General features: G+C 68.9%; 27 protein-coding genes. 17 read left to right on the top strand and 10 right to left on the bottom strand.

All coding sequences use genetic code 11. The annotated features are described in order from the left end of the window. The first annotated feature begins 8 nt into the window (after positions 1 to 8). Both cysS and rlmB read left to right on the top strand, forming a co-directional pair. The gene (gene cysS / locus ACWDUN_RS10920; RefSeq protein ID WP_449928330.1) at positions 9 to 1418 is read left to right on the top strand and encodes a cysteine--tRNA ligase; all 1410 of its coding nucleotides are present in this window, start codon (positions 9 to 11) and stop codon (positions 1416 to 1418) included. Then, complete coding sequence (rlmB, locus tag ACWDUN_RS10915) at positions 1419 to 2360, top strand: 23S rRNA (guanosine(2251)-2'-O)-methyltransferase RlmB (RefSeq protein WP_449928328.1); 942 nt, start codon at positions 1419 to 1421, stop codon at positions 2358 to 2360. On the opposite strand, the gene ACWDUN_RS10910 is transcribed toward rlmB, so the two are convergent. The 4 genes from ACWDUN_RS10910 to mrf are packed head-to-tail and all read right to left on the bottom strand — an operon-like array spanning position 2357 to position 5964. After that, the gene (locus ACWDUN_RS10910) at positions 2357 to 3598 is read right to left on the bottom strand and encodes an SLC13 family permease (protein WP_449928327.1); all 1242 of its coding nucleotides are present in this window, start codon (positions 3596 to 3598) and stop codon (positions 2357 to 2359) included. The genes rlmB and ACWDUN_RS10910 overlap by 4 nt on opposite strands. Further along, positions 3589 to 4503, bottom strand: a complete 915-nt coding sequence (locus tag ACWDUN_RS10905; RefSeq protein ID WP_449928326.1) for an MBL fold metallo-hydrolase — start codon at positions 4501 to 4503, stop codon at positions 3589 to 3591. The genes ACWDUN_RS10910 and ACWDUN_RS10905 overlap by 10 nt, the downstream gene beginning before the upstream one ends. A 25-nt stretch (positions 4504 to 4528) precedes the next feature. Continuing rightward, positions 4529 to 4771, bottom strand: coding sequence for a type B 50S ribosomal protein L31 (locus tag ACWDUN_RS10900; protein ID WP_449928324.1), 243 nt, complete (start codon positions 4769 to 4771; stop codon positions 4529 to 4531). Beyond that, positions 4768 to 5964: a ribosome hibernation factor-recruiting GTPase MRF gene (mrf, locus tag ACWDUN_RS10895; protein ID WP_449928322.1), complete on the bottom strand. Its 1197-nt coding sequence runs from the start codon at positions 5962 to 5964 to the stop codon at positions 4768 to 4770. Before mrf ends, ACWDUN_RS10900 begins: the two co-directional genes overlap by 4 nt. A gap of 116 nt (positions 5965 to 6080) precedes the next feature. On the opposite strand from mrf, the gene rpmB reads away from it, so the two are divergent. From rpmB to rpsR, 4 genes are read left to right on the top strand one after another with little or no spacing between them, the layout of a single operon-like run. After that, positions 6081 to 6347 (top strand): 50S ribosomal protein L28, encoded by a 267-nt coding sequence (gene rpmB, locus ACWDUN_RS10890; RefSeq protein WP_449928320.1) that lies wholly within the window; start codon positions 6081 to 6083, stop codon positions 6345 to 6347. Continuing rightward, positions 6347 to 6514, top strand: coding sequence for a 50S ribosomal protein L33 (gene rpmG, locus ACWDUN_RS10885; RefSeq protein WP_449928318.1), 168 nt, complete (start codon positions 6347 to 6349; stop codon positions 6512 to 6514). The genes rpmB and rpmG overlap by 1 nt, the downstream gene beginning before the upstream one ends. Continuing rightward, positions 6514 to 6819, top strand: a complete 306-nt coding sequence (rpsN, locus tag ACWDUN_RS10880; protein ID WP_449928316.1) for a 30S ribosomal protein S14 — start codon at positions 6514 to 6516, stop codon at positions 6817 to 6819. The genes rpmG and rpsN overlap by 1 nt, the downstream gene beginning before the upstream one ends. Then, the gene (gene rpsR, locus ACWDUN_RS10875; protein WP_449928315.1) at positions 6819 to 7073 is read left to right on the top strand and encodes a 30S ribosomal protein S18; all 255 of its coding nucleotides are present in this window, start codon (positions 6819 to 6821) and stop codon (positions 7071 to 7073) included. The genes rpsN and rpsR overlap by 1 nt, the downstream gene beginning before the upstream one ends. Here rpsR and bluB read toward each other — a convergent pair. Together bluB and ACWDUN_RS10865 are read right to left on the bottom strand one after the other, a co-directional pair. Next, positions 7027 to 7713 (bottom strand): 5,6-dimethylbenzimidazole synthase, encoded by a 687-nt coding sequence (gene bluB, locus ACWDUN_RS10870; RefSeq protein WP_449928313.1) that lies wholly within the window; start codon positions 7711 to 7713, stop codon positions 7027 to 7029. The genes rpsR and bluB overlap by 47 nt on opposite strands. Positions 7714 to 7722: 9 nt before the next feature. Then, on the bottom strand, positions 7723 to 8919 hold the full coding sequence (locus ACWDUN_RS10865; protein WP_449928312.1) for an MFS transporter: 1197 nt from the start codon (positions 8917 to 8919) through the stop codon (positions 7723 to 7725). Between the two features lie 97 nt (positions 8920 to 9016). Here ACWDUN_RS10865 and ACWDUN_RS10860 point away from each other — a divergent pair, with 97 nt between their 5' ends. After that, positions 9017 to 9358: an ArsR/SmtB family transcription factor gene (locus tag ACWDUN_RS10860; protein WP_449928311.1), complete on the top strand. Its 342-nt coding sequence runs from the start codon at positions 9017 to 9019 to the stop codon at positions 9356 to 9358. Here ACWDUN_RS10860 and ACWDUN_RS10855 read toward each other — a convergent pair. Continuing rightward, complete coding sequence (locus ACWDUN_RS10855) at positions 9346 to 10047, bottom strand: TIGR03943 family putative permease subunit (protein WP_449928309.1); 702 nt, start codon at positions 10045 to 10047, stop codon at positions 9346 to 9348. The two genes, ACWDUN_RS10860 and ACWDUN_RS10855, sit on opposite strands and share 13 nt — an antisense overlap. Beyond that, entirely contained in the window at positions 10044 to 10991 is a 948-nt protein-coding gene (locus ACWDUN_RS10850) for a permease (RefSeq protein ID WP_449928812.1), read from the bottom strand. The genes ACWDUN_RS10855 and ACWDUN_RS10850 overlap by 4 nt, the downstream gene beginning before the upstream one ends. Before the next feature lie 105 nt (positions 10992 to 11096). On the opposite strand from ACWDUN_RS10850, the gene ACWDUN_RS10845 reads away from it, so the two are divergent. The 3 genes from ACWDUN_RS10845 to ACWDUN_RS10835 are packed head-to-tail and all read left to right on the top strand — an operon-like array spanning position 11097 to position 14473. Then, a complete protein-coding gene (locus ACWDUN_RS10845) occupies positions 11097 to 11381 on the top strand; it encodes a DUF1490 family protein (RefSeq protein ID WP_449928307.1) in 285 nt (94 codons plus the stop codon). 4 nt (positions 11382 to 11385) lie between these two features. Further along, positions 11386 to 13554: a heavy metal translocating P-type ATPase gene (locus tag ACWDUN_RS10840; RefSeq protein WP_449928305.1), complete on the top strand. Its 2169-nt coding sequence runs from the start codon at positions 11386 to 11388 to the stop codon at positions 13552 to 13554. Positions 13555 to 13585: 31 nt separating this feature from the next. Beyond that, entirely contained in the window at positions 13586 to 14473 is an 888-nt protein-coding gene (locus tag ACWDUN_RS10835; protein WP_449928303.1) for a fructose bisphosphate aldolase, read from the top strand. Here the strand turns inward: ACWDUN_RS10835 and ACWDUN_RS10830 are convergent. Further along, a complete protein-coding gene (locus ACWDUN_RS10830; RefSeq protein WP_449928301.1) occupies positions 14452 to 15222 on the bottom strand; it encodes a LamB/YcsF family protein in 771 nt (256 codons plus the stop codon). The genes ACWDUN_RS10835 and ACWDUN_RS10830 overlap by 22 nt on opposite strands. Positions 15223 to 15227: 5 nt before the next feature. Beyond that, the gene (gene aztA / locus ACWDUN_RS10825; RefSeq protein ID WP_449928299.1) at positions 15228 to 15890 is read right to left on the bottom strand and encodes a zinc ABC transporter ATP-binding protein AztA; all 663 of its coding nucleotides are present in this window, start codon (positions 15888 to 15890) and stop codon (positions 15228 to 15230) included. Between the two features lie 20 nt (positions 15891 to 15910). Here aztA and aztB point away from each other — a divergent pair, with 20 nt between their 5' ends. The 7 genes from aztB to ACWDUN_RS10790 all read left to right on the top strand — a co-directional run bounded on the left by aztB (position 15911) and on the right by ACWDUN_RS10790 (position 23838). Next, complete coding sequence (gene aztB / locus ACWDUN_RS10820; protein WP_449928297.1) at positions 15911 to 17905, top strand: zinc ABC transporter permease AztB; 1995 nt, start codon at positions 15911 to 15913, stop codon at positions 17903 to 17905. Beyond that, positions 17902 to 18807: a zinc ABC transporter substrate-binding protein AztC gene (gene aztC, locus ACWDUN_RS10815; protein WP_449928295.1), complete on the top strand. Its 906-nt coding sequence runs from the start codon at positions 17902 to 17904 to the stop codon at positions 18805 to 18807. The genes aztB and aztC overlap by 4 nt, the downstream gene beginning before the upstream one ends. Before the next feature lie 41 nt (positions 18808 to 18848). Next, entirely contained in the window at positions 18849 to 20063 is a 1215-nt protein-coding gene (gene aztD, locus ACWDUN_RS10810; protein WP_449928293.1) for a zinc metallochaperone AztD, read from the top strand. A 124-nt stretch (positions 20064 to 20187) separates the two neighbouring features. Beyond that, positions 20188 to 21204 (top strand): ABC transporter substrate-binding protein, encoded by a 1017-nt coding sequence (locus ACWDUN_RS10805; protein WP_449928291.1) that lies wholly within the window; start codon positions 20188 to 20190, stop codon positions 21202 to 21204. After that, on the top strand, positions 21201 to 22001 hold the full coding sequence (locus ACWDUN_RS10800; protein WP_449928288.1) for a class I SAM-dependent methyltransferase: 801 nt from the start codon (positions 21201 to 21203) through the stop codon (positions 21999 to 22001). The genes ACWDUN_RS10805 and ACWDUN_RS10800 overlap by 4 nt, the downstream gene beginning before the upstream one ends. Continuing rightward, the gene (locus ACWDUN_RS10795; protein ID WP_449928286.1) at positions 21998 to 23062 is read left to right on the top strand and encodes a FecCD family ABC transporter permease; all 1065 of its coding nucleotides are present in this window, start codon (positions 21998 to 22000) and stop codon (positions 23060 to 23062) included. Before ACWDUN_RS10800 ends, ACWDUN_RS10795 begins: the two co-directional genes overlap by 4 nt. Beyond that, entirely contained in the window at positions 23059 to 23838 is a 780-nt protein-coding gene (locus tag ACWDUN_RS10790; RefSeq protein WP_449928284.1) for an ABC transporter ATP-binding protein, read from the top strand. The genes ACWDUN_RS10795 and ACWDUN_RS10790 overlap by 4 nt, the downstream gene beginning before the upstream one ends. Position 23839 lies beyond the last annotated feature (1 nt).

Here is a 23839-nt window from a genome sequence, read left to right as displayed (position 1 = left end):
GGCACGTCGTGACTGGACTGCGGCTGTACGACACCCTCACCGGTGCCGTTCGTGATTTCGTACCGCTGCGCCCCGGCCATGTGTCGATCTACCTGTGCGGTGCCACCGTGCAGGGGTTACCGCATATCGGCCACGTGCGCAGCGGTGTGGCCTTCGACGTCCTGCGGCGCTGGCTGACGGCCAAGGGCCTCGACGTGGCGTTCATCCGCAATGTCACCGATATCGACGACAAGATCCTGAACAAGGCCGCCGATGCCGGCCGCCCGTGGTGGGAGTGGGCCGCGACCTACGAGCGCGCCTTCACCGCGGCCTACGAGGCGCTCGGCGTGCTGCCGCCGTCGGCCGAACCGCGCGCCACCGGGCACATCACCCAGATGATCGAACTCATCGAGCGGCTCATCGAACGCGGGCACGCCTACTGTGCCGATGCGCAAGGCGACGGTGACGTGTATTTCGACGTGCTGAGCCTGCCCGAGTACGGCAAGTTGTCCGGGCACCGCATCGATGACGTGCACCAGGGCGAAGGGGTGGCCACCGGAAAGCGCGACCCGCGTGATTTCACGCTGTGGAAGAGCGCCAAGCCGGGCGAGCCCTCGTGGCCCACGCCGTGGGGGCCGGGCCGACCGGGCTGGCACACCGAATGTGTGGCGATGTGCCAGGAGTACCTGGGCGCGGAGTTCGACATCCACGCCGGCGGCATGGATCTGGTGTTCCCGCACCACGAGAACGAGATCGCGCAGGCCGAGGCGGCCGGCGACGGGTTCGCCCGGTACTGGCTGCACAACGGCTGGGTCACCATGGGCGGCGAGAAGATGAGCAAGTCGCTGGGCAATGTGCTGGCGATACCGGCTGTGCTGCAACGGGTTCGGGCCGCCGAGCTGCGCTACTACCTGGGCAGCGCGCACTACCGGTCCATGCTGGAGTTCTCCGAGACCGCCCTGACCGACGCGGCCAAGGCCTATACCGGTGTCGAGGATTTCCTGCACCGGGTCCGCAACCGGGTCGGCGCCATCGAACCGAGCACCTGGACCGACAAGTTCGAGGCCGCACTCGACGACGATCTGGCGGTGCCGATCGCGCTGGCCGAGGTGCACACCGCGCGCGCCGAGGGCAACCGGGCCCTCGACGCCGGTGACCACGAGGGCGCCATGGCGGCCGCCCGGTCGATCCGCGCCATGATGGGCATCCTCGGCTGCGATCCGCTCGACGAACGCTGGGAGACCCGCGATGAGACCTCGGCCGCCCTGGCCGCGGTGGACGTGCTGGTGCACTGGGCGCTGGCCGGGCGCGCCGAGGCCCGGGAGAAGCGCGACTGGGCGGCCGCCGACGCCATCCGGGACCGCCTCAAGGAGGCCGGCATCGTGGTGACAGATACCGCCGACGGGCCGCAATGGTCGCTCGCCGAAGGAGATGACTAGATGGCCGGCAATTCGCAGCGGCGCGGAGCGATCCGCAAGGCCGGAACCAAGAAGGGCCCGACCGTCGGCTCCGGGGGACAGCGCAGGCGCGGTCTGGAGGGCAAGGGCGCCACTCCCGCGGCCAAGGACCGTCCGCACCATCCCGCGGCCAAGAAGGCCGCGAAGGCGGCCCGCGCGCAGCAGGGACGCCAGCGCAAGACCGACGAGACCGAAACCGTCCTGGGCCGCAACCCGGTGGTGGAGTGCCTGCGCGCCGGGGTGCCGGCCACCGCGCTGTATGTGATGCTCGGCGTCGACGCCGACGAGCGGATCACCGAATCCGTCCAGCGCGCAGCCGATTCCGGGATCGCCATCCTGGAGGTGCAGAAGCACGACCTGGACCGGATGTCGAGCAACGGACTGCACCAGGGTCTGGCCCTGCAGGTGCCGCCGTATGCCTACACCCACCCCGATGACCTGCTGAAGTCCGCGCAGCGCGACAGCACCCCGGCCCTGCTGGTGGCGCTGGACAACATCTCCGATCCGCGCAACCTCGGCGCCATCGTCCGTTCGGTCGCCGCGTTCGGCGGTCACGGCGTGGTCATCCCGCAGCGCCGCTCGGCCTCGGTGTCGGCGGTCGCCTGGCGCACCAGCGCCGGTGCGGCGGCAAGGCTTCCGGTATCGCGGGCGACCAACTTGAACCGCACGCTCAACAGCTGGGCCGACGCCGGCCTGCAGATCGTCGGTCTGGATGCCGAAGGCGACACCACCCTCGACGAACTCGACGCCTCCGGGCCCACCGTCGTGGTGGTCGGCTCCGAGGGCAAGGGTCTGTCGCGGCTGGTGCGCGAGAACTGCGATGCGATCGTGTCGATCCCGATGGCGGGGCCGACGGAATCGCTGAACGCGTCGGTGGCCGCCGGTGTGGTGCTCGCCGAAATCGCCCGCCAGCGCCGCGGCTAGAGCCCGAACAGTTCGATCCAGGTCCACAGGCCGAGCACCGCGGCGACCAGGCTCAGCGGGGTGGTCACCAGCCCGACGCGGGTGAACTCGGCGAACCCGGCCGCCATCTCTCGGCGTATTACGCTGCGCCACAACAGGTTGGCCAGCGATCCGACATAACTGAGGTTCGGTCCGATGTTGACACCGATCAGCACCGCGAGGACCGCGGCCGGCCCGGCCGGGGTCACCAGTGGAAGCAGGACCAGCACCGCGGGCAGGTTGTTCACGATATTGGACAGCACCGCCGCGACCGCCGCGATGCCGAGCAGCGCGGCCAGGCCCTGCCCGTCCGGGATGACGGCGTGCATCGCCGATTGCAGGCCGTTGGTCATCACGGCGGCGACCACCATGCCCAGGCACAGGACGAACACCAGGAACGGGATATCGAGCGCGGCAACGATCTTGGTGACCGTCGTGCGCCGTGCGGCCAGTGCATGCCCGCACAGCGCCAGCGCGCCGGCCAGCGCGGCCCATGCCGGGGACAGCCCGACCGCCGAGGTCAGCGCGAAACCCGTGAGCGTCAACCCGACGACCACGACCGCGAACCACGGCACGTCCAAGGGTTCCTCGGCGCGGTCGCGGCGCGGTGCGACCGCCAGGTCCTTGGCGAAAAGCCAACGCAGCAGCGCGAACTCCACCAGGATGGCCGCGATCCAGGGCAGTGCCATGACCGCCGCGAAGTGCAGGAACGTCAACCCGGCGGCGCCGAAGGCCAACAGGTTGGTCAGATTGGACACCGGGAGCAGCAGTGAGGCGCTGTTGGACAGATGTGCCGTGGCGTAGGCGTGCGGTTTCGCGGATACGGCGAGATGGCGTGCCGTCGCGAGCACCACCGGGGTCAGCAGCACCACCGTCGCATCCAGACTCAGCACGGCGGTCACCGTCGCGGCGATGGCGAAAACCGACGCCAACAGCCGTTTCTGGCCACCGGAGGTGGCGCGCGCCATCAGCACCCCGGCGGCATGGAACAACCCCAGGTCAGCACACATCCGGGCCAACACCAGTATCGCGGCCAGGAAACCCACCACGGGAGCCAGTTCGGAAACCTCGTGCGCGGCAACATCCAAGGACACGGCACCGACCGCGATGACCAGTGCCGCGGCGGGTAACGCCACGACGGCCTCGGGCCAGCGATGCGGCCGCACGAGCGCAAAGCCCAGGACGGCGACCAGAGCGGCGATCGAGACCGTCAACTCCATGGATCCGCGCGCTCCCACAGCGTCGGCAGGTGCAGCCCGACACCGTCCTCGGCGGCCAACGCGGTCAGGATCCGCATCGAGGTGTCCAGGTCATCACCGGCGTACGGCAGCGCGCGCAGCGGCCGATCCAGCGGGCGGAAGAAATCGTCCCAGTGGATCAGCACCACGCGCCGCGCCCCGACGGTCCGCACGGTTTCGCTCCAGTAGTCCACGAGGTATTGCCGGGGCTGCAACCCGAGCTGCCCGACACCCAGGTACACCACCTCGGCGCGGTGCCCGACGAGCGCTCCCGGCACGAAACCCGCGCTGCCGACCACCAGCACCGTTCGACCGGTCCGGCGGTGCGCGATGACCGTCGACCAGGCCTCACCGCAGCGATAGGCGGAAGCGCGCACCGGCGGCGTCACCGGCGCGTCGATGATGCCGGGAAACCGGTCGGGCGGACAGTGATCGCCGGTCACCAGGGTCACCTCGAACGCGCCGAGTGCCAGGGGTTCGCCGGGGGTGGCCACCACGATGCGGTCGGCGGGCAGCCGGTGGCCGATGTGCGCGGCCGAGCTGCCGCCGACCAATCGGGCGTCGGTCCGTTCGGCCACCACGGCCGAATCCATGGCGTGGTCGAAATGGGTGTGTACGGGCAGCACCGCGTCGAGGTGCCGGACGCCCAGGCGCCCCAGACACCCGTCGATCCGGGGCTGCGACGGCGCGATCCGGCCCAGGCCCACCTGCAGCAGCGACGGGCGGCTGAAGAAGCCGTCGGTCAACACCGCCGATGCGCCGTCGTCGATCAACAGCGTCGTCACGCCGGCCCAGGTGACGGTGAGCGGGGCGGCGGGCCCGGCCGCCGGTAGGTCGAAGTGGTGCGCGTAGTCGTCGATATCGGGCCGGCCGGCTTTCAGGCGCATGCCCGAAAGCCTAGAGCGCGCTGCGCTACCGGCTTCCGTAGCGGCGGCGGAACTTCTCCACCTGACCGGCGGTGTCGAGGTGGCGGTTGGTGCCGGTCCAGAACGGGTGCGAGTCGGCGGTCACGTCGACCACGACGAGGGGATAGGTGGCGCCCTCGAATTCGACGGTGCGATCGCTGGTGATCGTGGACCGGGTGAGGAACTGCTTTCCGGTGCCGGCGTCCTGGAACACCACCGGGTGGTAATCGGGGTGGATATTCGCTTTCATTCTTCTCCGTTTCCTGTGCTGTGTTCGTCGGTCACCGAGACACCCTCGGGCAGGTCGGCGCAGGGGTCTTCGTGCCAGTCGCCGAACGGGTCCGGATACTGCGCCCATGCGGCGGGTTCGGCCATCTCGTCATCGGTGAGCAGTGCCCGGGTCAGTGCGTCGGTGATGGTCTCCGGTGCGGCACCGCAGACCAGCGCGGTCAGCGCGATGTGGCGGTCGCCGAAGCGCTCGTCCCACTGCGAGGCGGCCAGCGCGACGCGTTCGGGATCGACATAGGCGCGCTCGCTGTCGGACATCGCGGCCAGCCAGAGTCCGGCGTTGCCGACACCCAGTCCGCCGCCGGCGGACTCGATCCACACCACCGCGTCGGATTGGCTGGCCAGCCAGGCGCGGCCCCGCACCCGCACCACGCCGTCGAGCAGGTCGTCGATGGCCTGGTGCAGGCGGTCGGGGTGAAAAGGCCTGCGCGCGTTGAACTCCACCAGGGCGACCGCGCCGGCGGGTTGCAGTGGCGGTTGGCCGGCCAGCAGTGAATCGTGCGGGTCGTCGCTGAATCCGCGGCGGGTGTGCGGATCCAGGTGGGCCAGGGCGTTCTCCACCTGGTCGAGCCCGACGGTGATCCGGGCTCGCGGGGTGAGCCGGCGCAACACCGCCAACGTGTCGGCATCCGGTGCGGTCAGCACCAGGACATCGGCGAAGGCGGCCTGGCCGACCACCACCTGGGCGACGGTGCGGGATCCGTCCAGATCATCGTCGCCGAGGGCCTGGTCCAGCCATGCGGCGGTGTCGACGGCGGTGATGACCGCGCAGATGACGACATCGCGGCTGGCCGGACCGTCGATATAGCCCGGTCCCACCACGACGGGAACCTCGTTGATGGCGGTGCAGATCGATTCCGGGTCGATCCAGTCCATCAGCTCGACGACGATGCGCGTGACGTCCTCGCGCCGGTGCAGCCGGCGCAACAGGATCAGCAGGTCGTTGCGGATGGTGCAGGTGACGCATCCGCCGGCGAGTTCGATCGGCCATTCCGAGATGATCGTCTTGTCGTCGCGCTTGCCGGTGACGCGACGGATCACCACATGCCCGTCGCTGCCGTAGCCGACCGCCACGGTTCCCGGGGTCCGGGTCAGCAGCTCGACCACGTCGGATCGTGGGCCCTGTCCGGCAACCACCAGTACCGGCGTACGCATGTCATCACACCCTTATTGGTAACGATTGTCATTAACTTCGCTCGTACGCTACCGTGTCGGTGTCCGCTTGTCGAAAACGATTTTCATTAGTGAAAACGCATGAGAGGGAGTCTTCGATGTCTGCGCAACGGGGCGAGCAAAGCGACGGGAGTAAGACCTGCCAGGTCACCGGGCGCGCACCGGGTTTCGGTAACCGGGTGTCGCACTCGAACCGGCGCACCCGCCGTCGCTGGAATCCGAACATCCAGACCAAGACCTATTACCTGCCGTCGGAGGATCGTCGAATCCGGTTGCGCGTCAGTGCAAAGGGGATCAAGGTCATCGACCGCGACGGTATCGAGGCCGTGGTGAACCGGTTGCGTCGAGCCGGGGAGAAGATCTGATGGCCAAGAGCACCGACATCCGCCCCGTCGTGCGGCTCAAGTCCACCGCGGGAACCGGATACACCTATGTCACCCGCAAGAACCGGCGCAATGATCCGGATCGATTGGTACTCAAGAAGTACGACCCCGTCATCCGCAAGCACGTCGACTTCCGCGAGGAGCGCTGATGGCCAAGGTGTCCAAGGTCGTCGCCAACAATCGGCGACGCGAGATGGTGCGGCGCTACGCCGAGCGCCGTGCCGAACTCAAGGAGATCATCCGCAAGCCGGGCAGCACGCCGGAGCAGCGGGCCGCCGCGCAGGCCGCCCTGCAACGGCTGCCGCGCGATGCCAGCCCGGTCCGGCTGCGTAACCGGGATTCGGTCGACGGCCGGCCCCGCGGGCATCTGCGCAAGTTCGGGCTGTCACGGGTACGGGTACGAGAACTGGCGCACCGCGGCGAGCTGCCGGGTGTGCGGAAAGCGAGCTGGTGATGGCGGGAAGTCCGGCCAAGAAGCGGCGCCCGGCGCCGGTGGAGATCAAGCGTCCCAAGGTGAACAAGTTCAAGGCGTTGAACATCACCTCGGTCGACTACAAGGATGTCTCGATCCTGCGGACCTTCATCTCCGACCGCGGCAAGATCCGGTCCCGCCGGGTCACCGGCCTGACGCCGCAACAGCAGCGTCAGGTCGCCACGGCGATCAAGAATGCGCGGGAAATGGCTCTGCTGCCGTATGCGGGCTCATAGCCCAACCGTTCTCGGACACGAAATCCGACAGCGGGCGGCCGTAGGTCCACTCGTCGATCTCCAGCGCGGGCCGGTCCGGGAATTCCGGGACCGGCCCGAGGCACAGGATGGCCACCGGCTCGGCATCGTCGGGCATGCCGAGCAGGGTGGCCAGCCCGGCCGGCTCGAAGATCGACACCCACCCCATGCCGAGGCCCTCCGCGCGGGCGGCCAGCCACAGGTTCTGGATTGCGCACGACACCGAGGCCAGATCCATCTGGGGCATGGTGCGTCGGCCGAACACATGGCGGCGACGGTTCTCGCCGAGGGCCACCACCAGGAGTTCGGCGCATTCCAGAATGCCTTCGACCTTGAGCGCCAGGAACTCCTCGCCCCGGGCGCCGAGCGCCTCGGCGGTGCGCAGCCGCTCCTGGTCGACCAGCGCATGCATGGCCTGGCGCAGTGCGTCATCGGTGATCCGGATGAACCGCCACGGTTGCATCAGACCGACGCTGGGTGCGGCATGGGCGGCCTGCAGCAGCCGGGCCAGGACGTCGGGTTCGATGGTGGACCCGGGGACGAACCGGCGCATGTCGCGGCGTTCGGCGATCGCCCGGTAGACGGCCTGGCGCTCGGCGGGGCTGAACGCGTGATCGGTCACACCCGCAGCTTAGGCGACAACCCTTCTGGTGCTACGCAGTCCGGCACCGGCGGCGCCGAGGCAGGCCAGTGCGACGGCACCGGCGAACCACGGGAAGACCGCCGCCAGATCCCACCGGGTGGCCGCCCAGCCGGCGACCAGGGTCGGGACCGCCATCGCGGTGTAGGCGAGCAGGTAGAAGGCCGACATGGTCTCACCGCGCCGCGTCGCGGGGACCACATCGGACAGGTGGCGCAATGAGCCGCCGAACCCCAGGCCGAAGGTCGCGCCGAGCAGCATGGCGGCCACGAAGACCAGTTCGGGGCGGTGGGTCAGCAGAACCGGGATCGTCAACAGCAGGGAGGCGGCCATGCCGACGTCGCCGATGATCGCCGAGTACCTGGCGGGCAGCCGGGTGGCGGCCAGCTGGGCCAGCGCGGCGGCGAACGCCGTGACGCCGACGACGGCACCGCCGAAGACCAGATTGTCGATGTGGGTCTGGCGCGCCGCCAGGGACGGATACAGCGACAGCAGCACGCCCAGCACCGACCAGGAGGCCATGGCGCCCAGTGCGGAGAACCAGAAGTCCGCGCGGATCTCCTGGGGGACGGCGGGTTTGGCGATCCGGATCGGACCGCGGGTGCGCGCGGTGTGCGGCTCGCGCAGTGCCAGCACCCCGGCGCCGACCACCAGGCAGATCACCGCGACCACCGCGTAGGGGGTGCGCAGTGGGTGTGGGGCGTACTGGGCCAGCAGGGCCGAGCCGAGCACCGCGATGGTCATGCCGATGTTGAAGCTGACGCCGCTGAGCTGACCCGAGCGCACGCCGCGGTCGGGCCGCAGATCCAGCAGCGCGGCCGCGCCGGCCACCACGATCGATCCGACCGCGGCACCGTGGATGGTGCGCGCGAGCAGCAGGGTCGCCATGTTCTCGGCGACCAGGAAGACCCCCAGGCCGACCAGCAACGCAACCAGGGCGCCGATCAGCACCGGCTTGCGGCCCACGGCATCCGAGATCCGACCCGACACCAACACCGCGGCCAGCGCGGCGATGGCGTACACCGCGAAGACGATCGTGGTCGCCAGTGGCGAGAGGTGCCAGTTGGACTCGTAGATCCCGTACAGCGGCGCGGGCAGCCCCGAAACTCCGAGGGCGACACCGCTGAGGATCAGCAGCAGCGGGTAGGCCCAACGCTGGGTATCGGCGGTTGAATCCATCGCCACCATGGTGCTGTCACCTCCGGTCGTTGGGTTCGATGAACATCGAACCTGATCGAGAGTACGCTCGGTTCGACAGTTACCAAACCCGTCCCAGGATGGATTTATGCCCGAGCGCGTCGCCGTACCACCGCGGGTGGGCACCGTGCAGCAGGTTCTCGGTGCCATCCACGACCCGGTCCGTCTCGAAGTGGTCCGGCGCCTCTACAACGCCGGGGCGCCCGTGCAGTGCGGGGCGCTGTATGACGGCATCAACAAATCCACGGCCACCCACCACTTCAAGATTCTGGGCGAGGCCGGTGTCACCGAGCGTCTGGTGATCGACGGCCTGACCTATCAGCGCTTGCGCGTCGAGGATGTCGATGCGGCGCTGCCGGGCCTGCTGACCAGCGTCGTCGACGGCGCCAACCGGGACGCCGACCGCGAGCCGAGCGGTCAGAAACTGTAGGTGTTCTCCGGTTCCGGGATCTGTTCGACGGAGTCGATACGCAACTGTGGCACGGCACCTCGCCGGGTCAGTTGATCGGTGGGTACCTGACCGCGCACCCGGACCCAGCTGCCATCGGGCAGCCCGGCTGCCGTCGCGGCCGCGGGGCCGGTCAGCTCGGTGCTGGCCAGTTGCGCGTCGGCCGCACAGCACAGGATGACGATGCGTCCCAGTCGGGTGCGCTCACCCTCGCGGATGGTGAACCCGGTGACGGTGACCGGCCGGTCGCGCAGTGTGCCCGCCGAGTCCTGGGCGATGCGGGTGAGCAGTTCGGGCACTGACAGCTCCGGGGCCGGACCGTCGGGCAGTGGCGGGAACGGCCGGCGTGGTGCCTCCGCGGCCGCAGCGGGGCGCACAGACGCCGGGTCGAGCGCCGGGGGCACCACGAATGCCAGCAGTGCGACGGGGATGACCAGCAGCCAGGCCACCCCGGACCGGTGCCGGTGCCCGTGACCGTCGTGATCGGCGGGGCCATGTCGGATGTCATTGATGATCGCCATCAGTGCCAACGCGATGAGCACCGCGGCCGAGGCCCACAACCACGGCAGCAGGGATGGTTTGACGTAGCGGGTGAAGGCGCCGGTGGCCGCGATGATCGCGGTGCTCAGACCGACCAGCAGCAGCAGCGCATTCTCGGTTTCGCGGTTCATCGGTTACCCAGAATCATCAGGCCGACGGCGGTGGCCACCACGACGGCGACGATGAAGGTGACCGGCGCGAAGCGGACGGCGAAGGCACGCCCGAACATCCCGGCCTGCATCGCGAACAGCTTGATGTCGATCGCCGGGCCGACGACCAGGAACACCAGTCGCGGCAGCAGCGGCAGCATCGATAGGCTGGCCGCCACGAACGCATCGGCCTCCGAGCACAGCGCCAGCACCACCGCCAGCACGGCCATCACCAGAATGCCGAGCGCCAGCTGTCCGGCGAGATGGTCGAACATCCACTGCGGCACCACGACGTGCAACAGCGCCGCCGCGGCGGCGCCGAGCACGAGAAACGATGCGGCCTGCAGGAAGTCGTGCCGGGCCGCCTCGGCGAAGACGGTGATCCTCGACGCGTGCGCGTGCGCGGGCCGCGGTAATTGCCGGGTGATCCACCGAGGTTGCCCGAAGCGTGCCCACAGTGCGCCCATGATCGTCGCGGTCAGCAGCGAGGCGACGCAGCGCGCCAGGACCATCAACGGTTCGCCCGGGAACGCGACCGCGGTCGCGATCAACACGACGGGATTGATCGCCGGTGCGGCCAGCATGAACGTCAACGCTGCCGCACCCACGGCGCCGTCACCGAACAATCGGCGCGCGATGGGCACCGAACCGCATTCGCAGCCGGGCAGCGCGGCACCGCCCACCCCCGCGGTCAGGATCGCCGCCGCGGGGCGGGAAGGCAGCCAGCGGGCCAGTCGATCCGGCGTGACGAAGGTGGCCACCGCACCGCTGACCAGGACACCGAGCGCGAGAAAGGGCAGTGCCTGGACGAAGATTCCGCAGAAAACCGTTGCCCCGGTGGCGATATCGGCGTGCGTTGCCACGAAATCGCGGGCGGTGGTGCCTACCGGTGCCAGCCCCAGGATGATGACGACGAGGACCGGCATCGAGCTGATCCGGCGCTGCGACGCAGATTCGACCGTCACGCTGCCGATTGTGCCAGCAACGTCGTTGGCCGTGAATCGAACGGCCGACACGACTAGGGTGAGGTGATGGTGTTGCATGCGTTTCTTGCCAAGGCGGCCTCCACCGTGGTCACCGGCGCCGTCGGTGCCGCGGCCTATCAGGGTGTCAAGAAGGTGGTCGCCAAGGCCCCCGTTCGGGAGGCGTCGGTGACGGCGACGGCGTGGGCACTGCGCGGGGTACGCAAGGCCGAAGAGGGTGCCGAATCTGCGCGGTTGACGGTCGCCGACGTGGTGGCCGAGGCGCGTGAGCGCATCGGCGAGGAGGTCCCGCCACCGGCCGTCACGGACCACGCCCACGATCACGATCACTGACCCGATGGCGGCCCTGAACGTACTGTCGGACGCCGCGGGCCGAATTCGGCTGGAAGCACCGTGGTTTCGTAACGACTCAGCGCGCGCGGTGGCCATCGAGGACGCCGTCGAACTGGTGGCGGGGGTGCGGGCGGTGCACGCCTATCCGCGCACGGCCTCCGTCGTCGTCTGGTACTCGCCCAAACGCTGCGCCAAGGACGCGGTGTTCGCCGCGATCGAGGCGGCCGCGAACGTGGCCCGTGAGCTGGTGCCGGCGCGGCTGCCACGCTCGGCCGACGTGACCAATGCCGATGTGCTGCGCATGGCGGTCGGCGGCACGGCGCTGGTGCTGCTCGGTCTGCGCCGCTACGCCTTCGGCCGGCCGCCACTGCTGGGCCCGACCAGCAGGCTGGCCGCCACCGGTGTCACCATCTTCACCGGATATCCGTTCCTGCGCGGTGCGTTGCGCACCCTGCGCGGGGGCCGGTCGGCCGGCACCGACGTGCTGGTCAGTGCGGCGACCATCGCGAGCCTGGTGCTGCGCGAGAACGTGGTGGCACTGACGGTGCTGTGGCTGCTCAACATCGGCGAATACCTGCAGGACCTGACGTTGCGGCGGACCCGGCGCGCCATCGCCAACCTGCTGCAGGGCAACCAGGATACCGCGTGGGTGCGGCTGCCCGACGGTACCGAGGTCGAGATCGCGACCGCCGAACTGCGCATCGGTGACGAGGTGGTGATCCACGATCAGGTGGCGCTGCCGATCGACGGCGTGGTCGTCGACGGTGAGGCCATCATCGACCAGTCGGCGATCACCGGGGAGAACCTGCCGGTCGCGGTGGCGGCCGAGGCCCGCGTCTTCGCCGGATCGGTGGTGGTGCGCGGGCGACTGGTGGTGCGGGCCGAGGCCGTCGGCAACGAGACCGCGATCGGGCGGATCATCTCCCGGGTCGAGGAGGCCCAGCAGCACCGCGCGCCGATCCAGACGGTCGGCGAGAGTTTCTCGCGGCGGTTCGTGCCGGCCTCCTTCCTGCTGTCGGCGGCGACCTTGATCGTCACCGGCGATGTGCGCCGGGCGATGACCATGCTGCTGGTGGCCTGCCCGTGTGCGGTGGGTCTTTCCACCCCGACCGCGATCAGCGCGGCCATCGGCAACGGCGCGCGCCGCGGCATCCTGATCAAGGGTGGCTCGCACCTGGAGGAGGCCGGCCGGGTCGACGCGGTGGTGTTCGACAAGACCGGGACGCTGACGGTGGGCCGGCCGGTGGTCACCAATCTGGTTGCCTTTCACAAGGACTGGGAGCCGGAGCAGGTGTTGGCCTATGCCGCCAGCTCGGAGATCCACTCACGGCACCCGCTGGCCGAGGCCGTCATCCGCTCGACGCAGGAACGGCATATCGAGATTCCGCCGCACGAGGAGTGCGAGGTGCTCGTCGGGCTCGGCATGCGCACCCGGGCCGACGGCCGCACGTTGCTGCTGGGCAGTCCGTCGCTGCTCGAGCGGGAGAAGGTGCGGGTCACCAAGAAGGCCACCGACTGGGTGAACAAGCTGCGCAAGCAGTCCGAGACACCGCTGCTGCTGGCCGTCGACGGCAAGCTGGTGGGGCTGATCAGCCTGCGCGACGAGATCCGTCCGGAGGCCGCCGATGTACTGGACCGATTGCGCGCCAACGGTGTTCGCCGCATCGTGATGTTGACCGGTGATCACCCCGACACCGCGGCGGTGGTGGCCGAACAGCTCGGGATCACCGAATGGCAGGCCGAGGTGCTGCCGGATGACAAGTTGGCGGCGGTGCGGACGCTGCGCGATGAGGGGCATACCGTGGCGATGGTCGGAGACGGTGTCAACGACGCGCCCGCGCTGGCCGAGGCCGATATCGGCATCGCGATGGGTTTGGGCGGCACCGATGTCGCGGTGGAGACCGCCGATGTCGCGCTGGCCTCCGATGATCTGCGCCGGCTGCTGGATGTGCGCGATCTCGGTGGCCGCGCCGTGGACGTGATCCGGCAGAACTACGCGATGTCCATCGCGGTCAACGCGCTGGGGTTGCTGATCGGCGCCGGCGGGGCATTGTCGCCGGTGCTGGCGGCGGTGCTGCACAACGCCTCGTCGGTTGCTGTGGTGGCCAACAGTTCCCGGCTTATCCGCTATGAGCTCACCGACGCGGGTGGCGGTGAAGAACCGCTACACTGATGACAATCATTTCCATCTAGAGGAGGCCGCCGTGCCCGATCCGCAGCAGTCGACCCGCTTCGAGCAGGGACAGGGATTCATCGCCGCACTGGACCAGAGCGGTGGCAGTACGCCGAAGGCGTTGCGCGGATACGGTATCGAGGACTCGGCCTATTCCTCCGAGACGGAGATGTTCGACCTGATCCACCAGGCGCGCACCCGCATCATCACCAGCCCGGTCTTCACCGGTGAGCGCGTCCTCGGGGCGATCCTGTTCGAGGGAACCCTCGACCGGCAGATCGATGGAACCGACCCGGCCGCCTATCTGTGGGACGTCAAGGGCATAGTCCCGTTCCTCAAGATCGACAAGGGGCTGGAATCCGAGGCGGCCGGTGTGCAGCTGATGAAGGACATTCCGGGCCTGGAGGACCTGCTGGCCCGGGCCCGTGCCAAGGGCGTCTTCGGCACCAAGGAACGGTCGGTGATCAAGTCCGCCGACCCCGCCGGCATCGCGAATGTGGCCGAGCAGCAGATCGAACTGGGCCGTCGCGTGCTGGCCGCCGATCTGGTCCCGATCCTGGAACCCGAGGTGGACATCAACGCGCCCGACAAGCAGCGGGCCGAGGAACTGCTGAAGTCCGAACTGCTGGAGCGGCTCCCGTCCTATGGGGACGCCAGGGTCGGCATCAAGGTGACCATCCCCACCGTCGATGGGTTCTACGACGATCTCATCGCGCACCCGAATGTCGCCCGGGTGGTGGCACTTTCGGGTGGCTACGGCCGCGACGATGCCAATGCGCGGTTGCTGCGCAACCCCGGTCTGATCGCGAGCTTCAGTCGCGCGCTGCTCGACGGGTTGACCGTCGACCAGAGCGACGACGATTTCGACGCGACGCTCGACGCGTCGATCGAGTCGATCTACCGCGCGTCCATCGACTGAACGCCGATACCTTCAGCAGTCAACCGGTCCCGGACCGCCGCCGCGATCCGCACGGCACCCGGCGAATCGCCGTGCACGCACACGGATTCGACGGCGATCGGGACGCTGGACCCGTCGATCGCGGTGACCCTGCCCTCGGTCACCATCGCCACCACCCGCGCGGCGATCTCGTCGGCATCGTGCAGGACCGCGCCCGCCTCGCGCCGCGGCACCAGGGAACCGTCGGGCCGATAGGCCCGGTCGGCGAACGCCTCGCACACGGTGTGCAACCCGAGATCGGCTGCGGCGCCGAAGAATGCCGACCCGTGCAGGCCCAGCACCGGTAGCGCCGGGTCCACCGCATGGACCGCCGCGGCGACCGCCCACGCCTGCTGTTCATGGTCGACGATCGTGTTGTACAGCGCCCCATGTGGTTTCACGTAGGACACCCGGGTGCCCGCGGCCGTCGCCAGCGCGGTCAGCGCCCCGATCTGGTAGATCACCTCGGCGGTCAGGTCCTCGGGGGTGACATCGATGAACCGCCGGCCGAAACCGGCCAGATCGCGATAGCTCACCTGGGCGCCGATCCGGACGCCGCGATCGGCCGCCGCGCGGCACACGCGCAGCAGCCCGGCCGGATCACCGGCGTGGAAGCCGCACGCCACGTTCGCCGAGGTGACGATGTCGAGCATCGCGTCGTCATCGCCCAGTCGCCACACCCCGAAGCCCTCGCCGAGGTCGGCGTTGAGGTCGACCGACACCGAGGGCATGCCGGTCAGCCTAGTGCGCGCCCCTGCCCGGTGAGGTCCAGATGGCGGTCGGCGGCGGCGATGACGGCGGCATCGTGGGTGGCCGCGACCACCGTGGTGCCGCCGGCGACGAGGCGCCGCAGATGGTCGATCACCAGCGCGGCCGACGCGCTGTCCAGACCGGTGGTGGGTTCGTCGAGCAGCAGCAGTGGTGCCTCCTGGACGAAGGCCTGGGCCAGCAGGACGCGTTGGCGCTGACCGCCGGACAGTTCACCGAGCGTGCGCCGGCGCAGATCGGCCAGACCGAGTTCGGTCAGCCAGTGTTCGACGATCGCCCGGTCGGCGGCCCTCGGTCGGCGCAACAGGCCCAGCTGCCGCCAGCGACCCATCAGCACGGCCTCGGCGACCGTGACCGGGAACGAATCGGTCACCTGACTGCGCTGCACGGCGAAGGCGATGTTGTCGGTACCGACCCGGACAGCCCCGGCATCGGGCCGCTCGATGCCGGCCAGCAGGCTCAGCAGCGTCGATTTGCCGCAACCGTTGGGACCGATTACGGCCGTCACCATCGTGGTCGGGATGGACAGATCGAGCCCACGGAACACCGCCGTGCCGGCGTAGCTGAAGTCCAGTCCGGTCACGTCGATGGTGGTGGTGACGGGCGTCACCTTATTGAAAACGACATTCATTACTGCTAAGAGTGTACGGCATGACGCACTGGCTCACCGACCCGTTTCAGGCCGACATGGTGCTCCGGGCGCTGCTGGCCGGTGTGGTCGCCGCGTGCCTGTGCTCGCTGGTCGGGTGCTGGGTGCTGTTGCGCCGCAGTGTCTTCCTGGGTGAGGCGATGACCCACGGCATGCTGCCCGGGGTCGCCATCGCCGCACTGCTGGGTGTCAGTCTGATGGTCGGTGGCCTGGTCGCCGCCCTGGTCATGGCCTTCGGTGTTGCCGCCATCGGCCGCTCCGCCAAGCTGTCCTCCGATACCAGCATCGGCCTGCTGCTGGTCGGCATGCTCGCACTCGGCGTCATCGTGGTGTCGCGGTCGCAGAGCTTCGCCGTCGACCTCACCGGTTTCCTCTTCGGTGACGTCTTCGCGGTCCGCACAGCCGATCTCGTGATCCTGGCCGGCGCACTGGTGCTGACGTTGGGCGCCGTCGTCGCCGGGCACCGCGCGTTCGTCGCGGTCACCTTCGATCCGCGCAAGGCCGCCACCCTGGGACTGCGCCCGCACCTGGCGATCCCGGCGCTGACCGTGCTGATGGCGGTGGCCATGGTGGCCTCCTTCCACGTCGTGGGCACACTGCTGGTGCTCGGATTGCTCGTCGCCCCACCGGCGGCGGCGCTGATGTGGGCGCGATCCATCCCCCGGGTGATGCTGCTGTCCGCCGTCATCGGCAGCGCCGCGGTCTATCTGGGCCTATTGATCTCGTGGTACGCCGGCACCGCCGGGGGAGCGACCATCGCCGGCGTGGCGGTGCTGCTGTTCTTCGGATCCGCTCTGCTGGCGGCCCTGCGTAACCGCTGGGCCAAGGTGGGTGTCGCCGCCGCGGCGGCGTGTGTCGTCGCCGGATGTTCGTCCGGTGACCCGACACCGGCGCCCGCGCCGGAACAGTCGGCCACCACGGGAGACGGGGTCGCGGTGCAAGACGGTGCGCGCGAGGCCGACGGGCCACTGACCAAACTGGTCCTGGTCGACCCGACCACCGGGGAAACGTCGGTGTACGACGCCGTCGACGAGACCGAGACCCGGATGGGCGAGTACGGCCCGGTGCCGGTCCTCGACGGCGACGGCCGGTTCGCCTACCTGCGCACCGGTGACGGCGCAACGGTCATCGACGCCGGCGCCTGGACATTCGACCACGGCGATCACTACCACTACTTCGTCAGCACACCCGCGGAGGTCGCCACCCTCGATCTTCCCGTCGCGTCGGTGAGCGCCGGCAACTCCACCGTCGCGGTGCGCACACCCGACGGTGCGGTGGAGGTCTTCGACCGGGAGAAACTCGGCCAGAAGACCGTCGAGATGTCCGGTCTCACCGTGCCTTCCGACGTCGCCGTCGCCGCACCGTACGGTAGCCGCCTGGTGACGGTCAGCAACGACGGGCGCATGCAGGTCACCGGTGAGTCCGGCACCACCGACCTCGCCGGGCAATGCCCACAGCCCTCGTGGACCATGACCAGCCGCCGCGCAGTGGCATTCGGCTGTGAGACCGGCGCGGTGCGGGTGACCGGCGGCGAGAACGACCTGACGGTGACGGCCGCCCCGTATCCGGCCGATGCACCGGCGCAGCGGCCCGTCAGCATGGAACACCGCGACCGCGCCGATGTCGCCGCGGGCGTGGCCGGCGGTCACGTCTGGGTGCTCGATACCCGGCAGCGCTCCTGGGTGCTGATCCCGGTCCCCGATGCGGTGGCCACCAACACCGCGGGCGACGGAACGGTCTTGGCGCTGCGCCGGGACGGGACGTTGAGCGCGTTCGACGTCAACAGCCGGTCCGAGACCGCCCGGATTCCGTTGTTCACCGGCCCGATTCCGGCGCAAGGCCCGCAACCGGTGGTGGACCTGGACTCCGACCGGGCGTATGTCAACGACGCCGCCGCGCGCAAGGTGTACGAGATCGACTATGCCGACGGTCTGCGCATCGCCCGAACCCTGACCACCGACGTGATGCCGGGACTGATGGTCGAGGCGGGCCGGTGAGCCGCCCGCTGCTGCTCATCCTGGCACTGATCAGCGCGCTGGCCACCGCGTGCTCGGGCACCGCGAACTCCTCCGGCGAGATCGTGGTGACCACCAACATCCTCGGTGATGTGGTGCGCAACATCGTCGGCGACACCGCCGATGTGCGGGTGCTCATGCAGCCGGGCGCCGATCCGCATTCGTTCGGGGTCTCCGCGCAGGACGCCGCCGCGATGGGCGGGGCGGGATTGATCGTGTACAACGGCCTGGGACTGGAGGAGAACGTCACCCGCAACGTGGAAGGCGCTGCCGCCCAGGGTGTTCCGATCCTCGCGGTGGGTGATCACATCGACCCCATCCAGTACACCGAGGGCGAGAGCTCGGGCACCCCCGACCCGCACTTCTGGACCGATCCGCAGCGCATGATCACGGCCGTCGATGTCATCGAGGAGACGATCCTGCGCGATGTCGATGGGATCGACGGTGACGCGGTGTCGCGCAATGCCGAGAACTACCGCAGCCAGTTGCGCGAGCTCGACGAGATGATGAGCCAGGGGTTCGCGTCGATTCCGCCCGAGCGGCGCAAGCTGGTGACCAATCATCACGTGCTCGGATATCTGGCCCAGCGCTTCGGTTTCGAGGTGGTCGGGGCCGTGGTACCCAGTGGCACCACGCTGGCCGCCCCCAGCGCGTCGGATCTGCAATCACTGGTCGGTGCCATCGAGTCCGCCCGTGTTCCGGCCATCTTCGTCGACTCCTCGCAGCCGGAGAAGCTGGCGCGGGTGCTGGCGCAGGACGCCGGTGTACAGGTGCAGATCGTGCCGCTCTACAGCGAATCCCTCAGTCCGCCGGGCACTCCGGGCGGCACCTATCTCGACATGATGCGCGCCAACACCGACGCCATCGTCACCGGACTGCGATAGCCGCAGATTTTTCACCACCCCCAAGAGAAGGAGCAGCAAACATGTCCAATCCGCGGTGGTTGTACCGCGCCGGAGCCGTGACATTCGCGGCGGCGGCCCTGGCGGCGTGTTCGTCGGGCAGCGACGGCGCCGACAGCACGGCAGGCTCGCAGACCTCGGCAGACACGTCGGCGACGGCGGCGCCGAGCATGTCGATCGCCGAGCCGCTGGTGACCACCTACGACGGCGGGTTGTACGTCCTCGACGGGGAGACCCTGGAGGTCAAACAGGACATCCCGCTCGACGGCTTCCTGCGCATCAACCCGGCCGGCGACCAGGGACACGTGCTGATCACCACGCCCGAGGGCTTCCGGATTCTGAACGCCGCGGGCGGGGAACTGACCGAGGACACCTTCCCTGCCGTCGATGCCGGCCATGTCACCCCGCACGGTGAGAACACCGTGCTGTTCGCCGACGGAACCGGCGAGATCACCGCCTTCGACCCGCATGCGCTCGAGGCCGGCGGCATGCCCGAGACCCGCACCTGGAAGACCCCGGAGCCCCACCACGGTGTGGCGGTGATCCTGGCCGACGGAACCCTGGTGCACTCACTCGGAAACCCGGACACCCGCGTCGGTGCGGTGGCCTTCGACGGCGACCGCGAGATCGCGCGCAACGAGGAGTGCCCCGGCGTGCACGGTGAGGCGGTCGCGGCCGACGAGGTCGTCGTGATCGGTTGTGAGAACGGTGTGCTGACCTACAAGGGTGGTGAATTCACCAAGATCGCCAGCCCGACTCCCTACGGCCGGATCGGCAACACCCGCGGGCACGAGGACTCGCCCGTGGTGCTCGGCGACATGAAGGTCGATGCCGATGCCGAGATGGAGCGGCCCAACCAGTTCTCGCTCATCGACACCACCACGAACCAACTCAAGGTCGTCCCGCTCCCCGAGGGGGTGAGCTACTGGTTCCGTTCGCTGGGCCGAGGGCCCCAGGCCGAAGCGCTCATCATGGGCACCGATGGCAAGCTGCACGTCTTCGACCCGGTCACCGGTGATCTGGTCAAGTCCATCGACGTGACGCAGCCGTGGATGGAGCCCGATGACTGGCAGCAGCCCGGGCCGGCGGTGTTCACCCGCGAGGACGCGGTGTACGTGAGTGATCCGGCGGCCAAGCAGATCCACCTGGTGGATCTGGCCGGCGGAACCGTGACCGAGTCGGTGACGCTGGAGCAGACGCCGAACGAACTGACCGGCGCGGTCGGCCACGACCACTGACCCACTCCAGATGAACCCCGGTGCGACACCGCCGAAGCGGTGCGGCACCGGGGTTTCGTCGTTCTCGGGGCATCGACGGCGCCCCGGTGATCCGATGCTTATTGAAAACGATTATCATTAAGCCATGCCCGTGAGTTCCGGTCCGATCCGCAGTCTGTTCGTCATCGCCGCGGCGGCGGTGCTGACCGGCTGCGGTGCCGTCGACGATGTCCGAGCGGCTGATCCCGCCGACGTCCCGGCAGGCTTCCCGGTGCACCTACAGAACTGTGGGCGTTCCGTCGACATCGCTGCACCACCACGGCGGGCCGTATCGATCAACCAGCCCGCCACCGAGCTCATGCTGACGCTCGGACTCGCCGACCGGATGATCGGCACGGCGTCCTGGAGCGATCCGGTACTGCCGAGCCTGGCCGATGCGAATGCGACGGTTCCGTTGCTGAGCAAGGATTTTCCATCGTTCGAGCGGGTGATCGCCGATGATCCCGATTTCGTGTACTCGGCGTTCGACTACGCGTTCACCCATGAGGGCGTGGCACCACGAGATGAATTCGCGAGGTTGGGCATTCCGACGTATCAGTCCTCGGCGGAGTGCGGAGGCCAGGACGCCGAACAACAGCGAGCCTGGGGCATCGCCGATCTCTACGCCGAGATCCGCGACATCTCGGCGATCTTCGGTATCGCCGATCGTGGCGAGCAGCTGATCGACTCACTGCAGGGCCGGATGGCCGGTGCCGCCGCCGGCCTCGAGGCCGACGGCGTCTCGATGATGTGGTGGTATGCCGCCACCCGTGCCCCCTACATCGCCGGGTGTTGCGGTGCGCCCGGACTCATCACCGAGACGGTGGGCGCCCGCAACGCCTTCGGCGACAGCTCCCGGCTGTGGCCCGAGATCTCCTGGGAGGCCATCCTGGACCGCGATCCCGATGTGCTGATCCTGGCCGACCTCACCCGCGGTGACGACGGCGACAGTGCGCAGGCCAAGATCGAATTCCTGCAGACTGATCCGGTCGCGCAGAAACTGCGTGCGGTCCGTGAGAAGCGGTGGATCGTGCTTCCGGGAACCGCGATGGATCCGTCGCTACGCAATATCGATGCCGTGGAGGCCGTCGCCGACGGGCTCCGGAAACTGGGGATGACATGACAGTCGCCACGAACTATCTGAGTGGATGTACCGATTCCGAGGCCGCCACGCTGGTGCGGGAATGGGACGGCCAGCAGGAGGTCTACATCGCCGACCGGGAGCGCAGATTCGCGGTCATGATCGAGGTGTTGACGCTCGCATGTCCGACGGCACCACTGGTGGTGGATCTGGGATGCGGTCCGGGCTCACTCAGCGGCCGGATCCTCGACGCCCTACCCGATGCGCGGGTCCTCGCCGTCGACTTCGATCCGCTGCTGCTCGAACTGGCCGCCCGCACAGTGAAACCGGCGCACCCGGGTCGGATCACCCTGCTGGACACCGATCTGGAAGGACCGTCCTGGCCGGCCGATGTGCGCGCGGCACTGCGTGGGTGCACCCCGGCCGCCTTTGTCTCGACCACCGCCCTGCACTGGTTGCATCCGGGCACGCTGACCAAGGTCTATGCCGAGGCCGCCGCGCTGCTCGACGACGGTGGAATCCTGCTCAACGGCGACCATTTCCGCTTCGGGCCGCGCATGCCCGCCCTGCGGCGGATCGCGGCCGCACATGAGGAATCGGTTTCGCAGGCCGCATTGTCGGCCGGAGCGTTCGACTGGGCGCAGTGGTGGGATCGGCTGCGGTCACAACCTTGGGCCGCCGATCTCGCCGTCGAGCGGGACAACCGATTCGCCACCCGCCCGTCCACTCCGGACCCGGCGATCGACTTTCACCTCGCCGCGCTGACCCTGGCCGGATTCGGTGAGGTCTCGGCGGTCTATCAGCTTTTCGACGACTACGTCGTGTTCGGCGGCAAATGAGCGTCGCGGCGCGCGTCGCAGCACCGACCGCACCGGAACCGGTTGCGGCGCAGACGCGCAGCGTCATCATGATCGCCGCCGCAGGGATGGTCGCGGTGGTCGTGTCGGCCGCCGTGGCCGTGACCATCGGCCCGGCGGACATCTCGGTGGCCGACGTGGTGCGGGTGATCATCGCCCGGCTGGGCCATCGGGATGGTGGTGTCGGCGTGACCGCGGATGCCATCGTGTGGGAACTGCGGCTGCCACGCGTGCTGGTCGCCGCGCTGTGCGGTGCCGGCTTGGGTATCTGCGGGGTGATCCTGCAGTCGCTGATGCGCAACCCGCTGGCCGATCCGTTCGTACTCGGTATCGCCTCGGGTGCCTCGACCGGTGCGGTGTTGGTCGCGGTGCTGGGATTCGGTGGCATGCTGACGCTTTCGGGCGGCGCGTTCCTGGGAGCCTTGGCGGCGTTCGCCCTGGTGGTGGTGCTGGCAGGCCTCACCGGCGGCGGGGCGGATCGCATCATGCTCGCCGGCGTGGCCGGTACCCAGCTGTTCGCGGCATTGACATCGTTCATCGTCTTCTCGTCGGCCGATGCGCAACAGACCCGGGGCGTGCTGTTCTGGTTGCTGGGATCCTTCGGCGGCGTCGACTGGTACGACGTCATCTGCTGTGCGGTGGTCTGCGGGCTCACCTCGGTCGTGTGCCTGTCGCAGTCGAATGCGCTGGACGCATTCGCCTTCGGTGAGCACGCAGCGGCGGCACTGGGTGTCGCGGTCGGACGCGTGCGGGTCGTGCTGTTGGGTTGCACCGCGCTGCTGACGGCCGTGCTGGTCAGCGTCGCCGGTGCCATCGGCTTCGTCGGCCTGGTGCTGCCGCATGCGGCGCGATTGCTGGTGGGCGCGTCCCATGCCCGCCTGATTCCCGTGGTCGCGGTGGCCGGAGCGGTGTTCATGGTTTGGGTCGATGCCGCCGCACGCACGATCTTCGCACCGCAGGAGTTACCGATCGGTGTGCTGACGGCGTTGATCGGTGTGCCGGTGTTCGTGCTAATCCTGCTGCGGCGCTGGCGCAACCGGTGAGCGGCGCGGTGGTCTTCGACGTCGAGGCGGTGGGCTGGTCCCCGAACCGGAGACCGGTGATCTCCGATGTCTCGTTCACCGTACGACGCGGTGAGGTCCTGGGATTGTTGGGTCCCAATGGATCCGGCAAGTCGTCGGTGCTGCGTCTGCTGGCGGGCCTGCAACGTTGTGACACGGGCCGGATTCTGCTCGACGGGCGTCCGTTGGCAAGCTACCGCAGACGGGCCATCGCCTGCCGCCTGGCGGTGATCGAGCAGAACTGCGACACCGAACTCGATCTGACCGTCGAACAGGTGGTACGACTGGGCCGGATTCCCCACAACCCGCGATGGCCGGTCGCCGACACCGTGGACCGGGCGGTCGAACGCGCCATGGATCGCACCGACACCCGGGGTCTGCGCTCCCGGCGATGGCACACCCTCTCCGGCGGTGAGCGTCAGCGGGTTCAGATCGCCCGGGCGCTGGCGCAGGAGCCGCACGAACTGCTGCTCGACGAGCCCACCAATCATCTCGACATCAGGCATCAGTTCGAGCTGCTGGCGTTGATCCGGCGCCTGCACGTGACGACCGTCGTTTCGCTGCACGATCTTTCGCTGGCCGCGACATACTGCGATCGGCTGGTCATCCTGCACGGCGGGCGGGTCGCGGCGTGCGGAACACCGGCTCAGGTGCTCACATCGGCGCTCATCGGTGAGGTCTACGGTGTCGACGCGGTGGTCGAGGCTGATCCGGTCCGACACGGTCGCCCGGTGGTGCGCTATCTGCCCGCCCACTGAC

The sequence above is a fragment of the Mycobacterium sp. NPDC003323 genome, assembly GCF_053589535.1.
Note: the sequence above shows the minus strand (reverse complement) of the source record. Positions and strands in the feature narration are given on the sequence as shown.

What these genes read in the sequence shown, in the direction of transcription:
- rlmB (WP_449928328.1), top strand. Translation starts at nt 1,419, where the DNA reads ATGGCCGGCAATTCGCAGCGGCGCGGAGCGATCCGCAAGGCCGGAACC.
- ACWDUN_RS10910 (WP_449928327.1), bottom strand. Translation starts at nt 3,598, where the DNA reads ATGGAGTTGACGGTCTCGATCGCCGCTCTGGTCGCCGTCCTGGGCTTT.
- ACWDUN_RS10905 (WP_449928326.1), bottom strand. Translation starts at nt 4,503, where the DNA reads ATGCGCCTGAAAGCCGGCCGGCCCGATATCGACGACTACGCGCACCAC.
- ACWDUN_RS10900 (WP_449928324.1), bottom strand. Translation starts at nt 4,771, where the DNA reads ATGAAAGCGAATATCCACCCCGATTACCACCCGGTGGTGTTCCAGGAC.
- mrf (WP_449928322.1), bottom strand. Translation starts at nt 5,964, where the DNA reads ATGCGTACGCCGGTACTGGTGGTTGCCGGACAGGGCCCACGATCCGAC.
- rpmB (WP_449928320.1), top strand. Translation starts at nt 6,081, where the DNA reads ATGTCTGCGCAACGGGGCGAGCAAAGCGACGGGAGTAAGACCTGCCAG.
- rpmG (WP_449928318.1), top strand. Translation starts at nt 6,347, where the DNA reads ATGGCCAAGAGCACCGACATCCGCCCCGTCGTGCGGCTCAAGTCCACC.
- rpsN (WP_449928316.1), top strand. Translation starts at nt 6,514, where the DNA reads ATGGCCAAGGTGTCCAAGGTCGTCGCCAACAATCGGCGACGCGAGATG.
- rpsR (WP_449928315.1), top strand. Translation starts at nt 6,819, where the DNA reads ATGGCGGGAAGTCCGGCCAAGAAGCGGCGCCCGGCGCCGGTGGAGATC.
- ACWDUN_RS10865 (WP_449928312.1), bottom strand. Translation starts at nt 8,919, where the DNA reads ATGGTGGCGATGGATTCAACCGCCGATACCCAGCGTTGGGCCTACCCG.
- ACWDUN_RS10860 (WP_449928311.1), top strand. Translation starts at nt 9,017, where the DNA reads ATGCCCGAGCGCGTCGCCGTACCACCGCGGGTGGGCACCGTGCAGCAG.
- ACWDUN_RS10855 (WP_449928309.1), bottom strand. Translation starts at nt 10,047, where the DNA reads ATGAACCGCGAAACCGAGAATGCGCTGCTGCTGCTGGTCGGTCTGAGC.
- ACWDUN_RS10850 (WP_449928812.1), bottom strand. Translation starts at nt 10,991, where the DNA reads ATGCCGGTCCTCGTCGTCATCATCCTGGGGCTGGCACCGGTAGGCACC.
- ACWDUN_RS10845 (WP_449928307.1), top strand. Translation starts at nt 11,097, where the DNA reads ATGGTGTTGCATGCGTTTCTTGCCAAGGCGGCCTCCACCGTGGTCACC.
- ACWDUN_RS10840 (WP_449928305.1), top strand. Translation starts at nt 11,386, where the DNA reads ATGGCGGCCCTGAACGTACTGTCGGACGCCGCGGGCCGAATTCGGCTG.
- ACWDUN_RS10830 (WP_449928301.1), bottom strand. Translation starts at nt 15,222, where the DNA reads ATGCCCTCGGTGTCGGTCGACCTCAACGCCGACCTCGGCGAGGGCTTC.
- aztA (WP_449928299.1), bottom strand. Translation starts at nt 15,890, where the DNA reads ATGAATGTCGTTTTCAATAAGGTGACGCCCGTCACCACCACCATCGAC.
- aztB (WP_449928297.1), top strand. Translation starts at nt 15,911, where the DNA reads ATGACGCACTGGCTCACCGACCCGTTTCAGGCCGACATGGTGCTCCGG.
- aztD (WP_449928293.1), top strand. Translation starts at nt 18,849, where the DNA reads ATGTCCAATCCGCGGTGGTTGTACCGCGCCGGAGCCGTGACATTCGCG.
- ACWDUN_RS10805 (WP_449928291.1), top strand. Translation starts at nt 20,188, where the DNA reads ATGCCCGTGAGTTCCGGTCCGATCCGCAGTCTGTTCGTCATCGCCGCG.
- ACWDUN_RS10800 (WP_449928288.1), top strand. Translation starts at nt 21,201, where the DNA reads ATGACAGTCGCCACGAACTATCTGAGTGGATGTACCGATTCCGAGGCC.
- ACWDUN_RS10795 (WP_449928286.1), top strand. Translation starts at nt 21,998, where the DNA reads ATGAGCGTCGCGGCGCGCGTCGCAGCACCGACCGCACCGGAACCGGTT.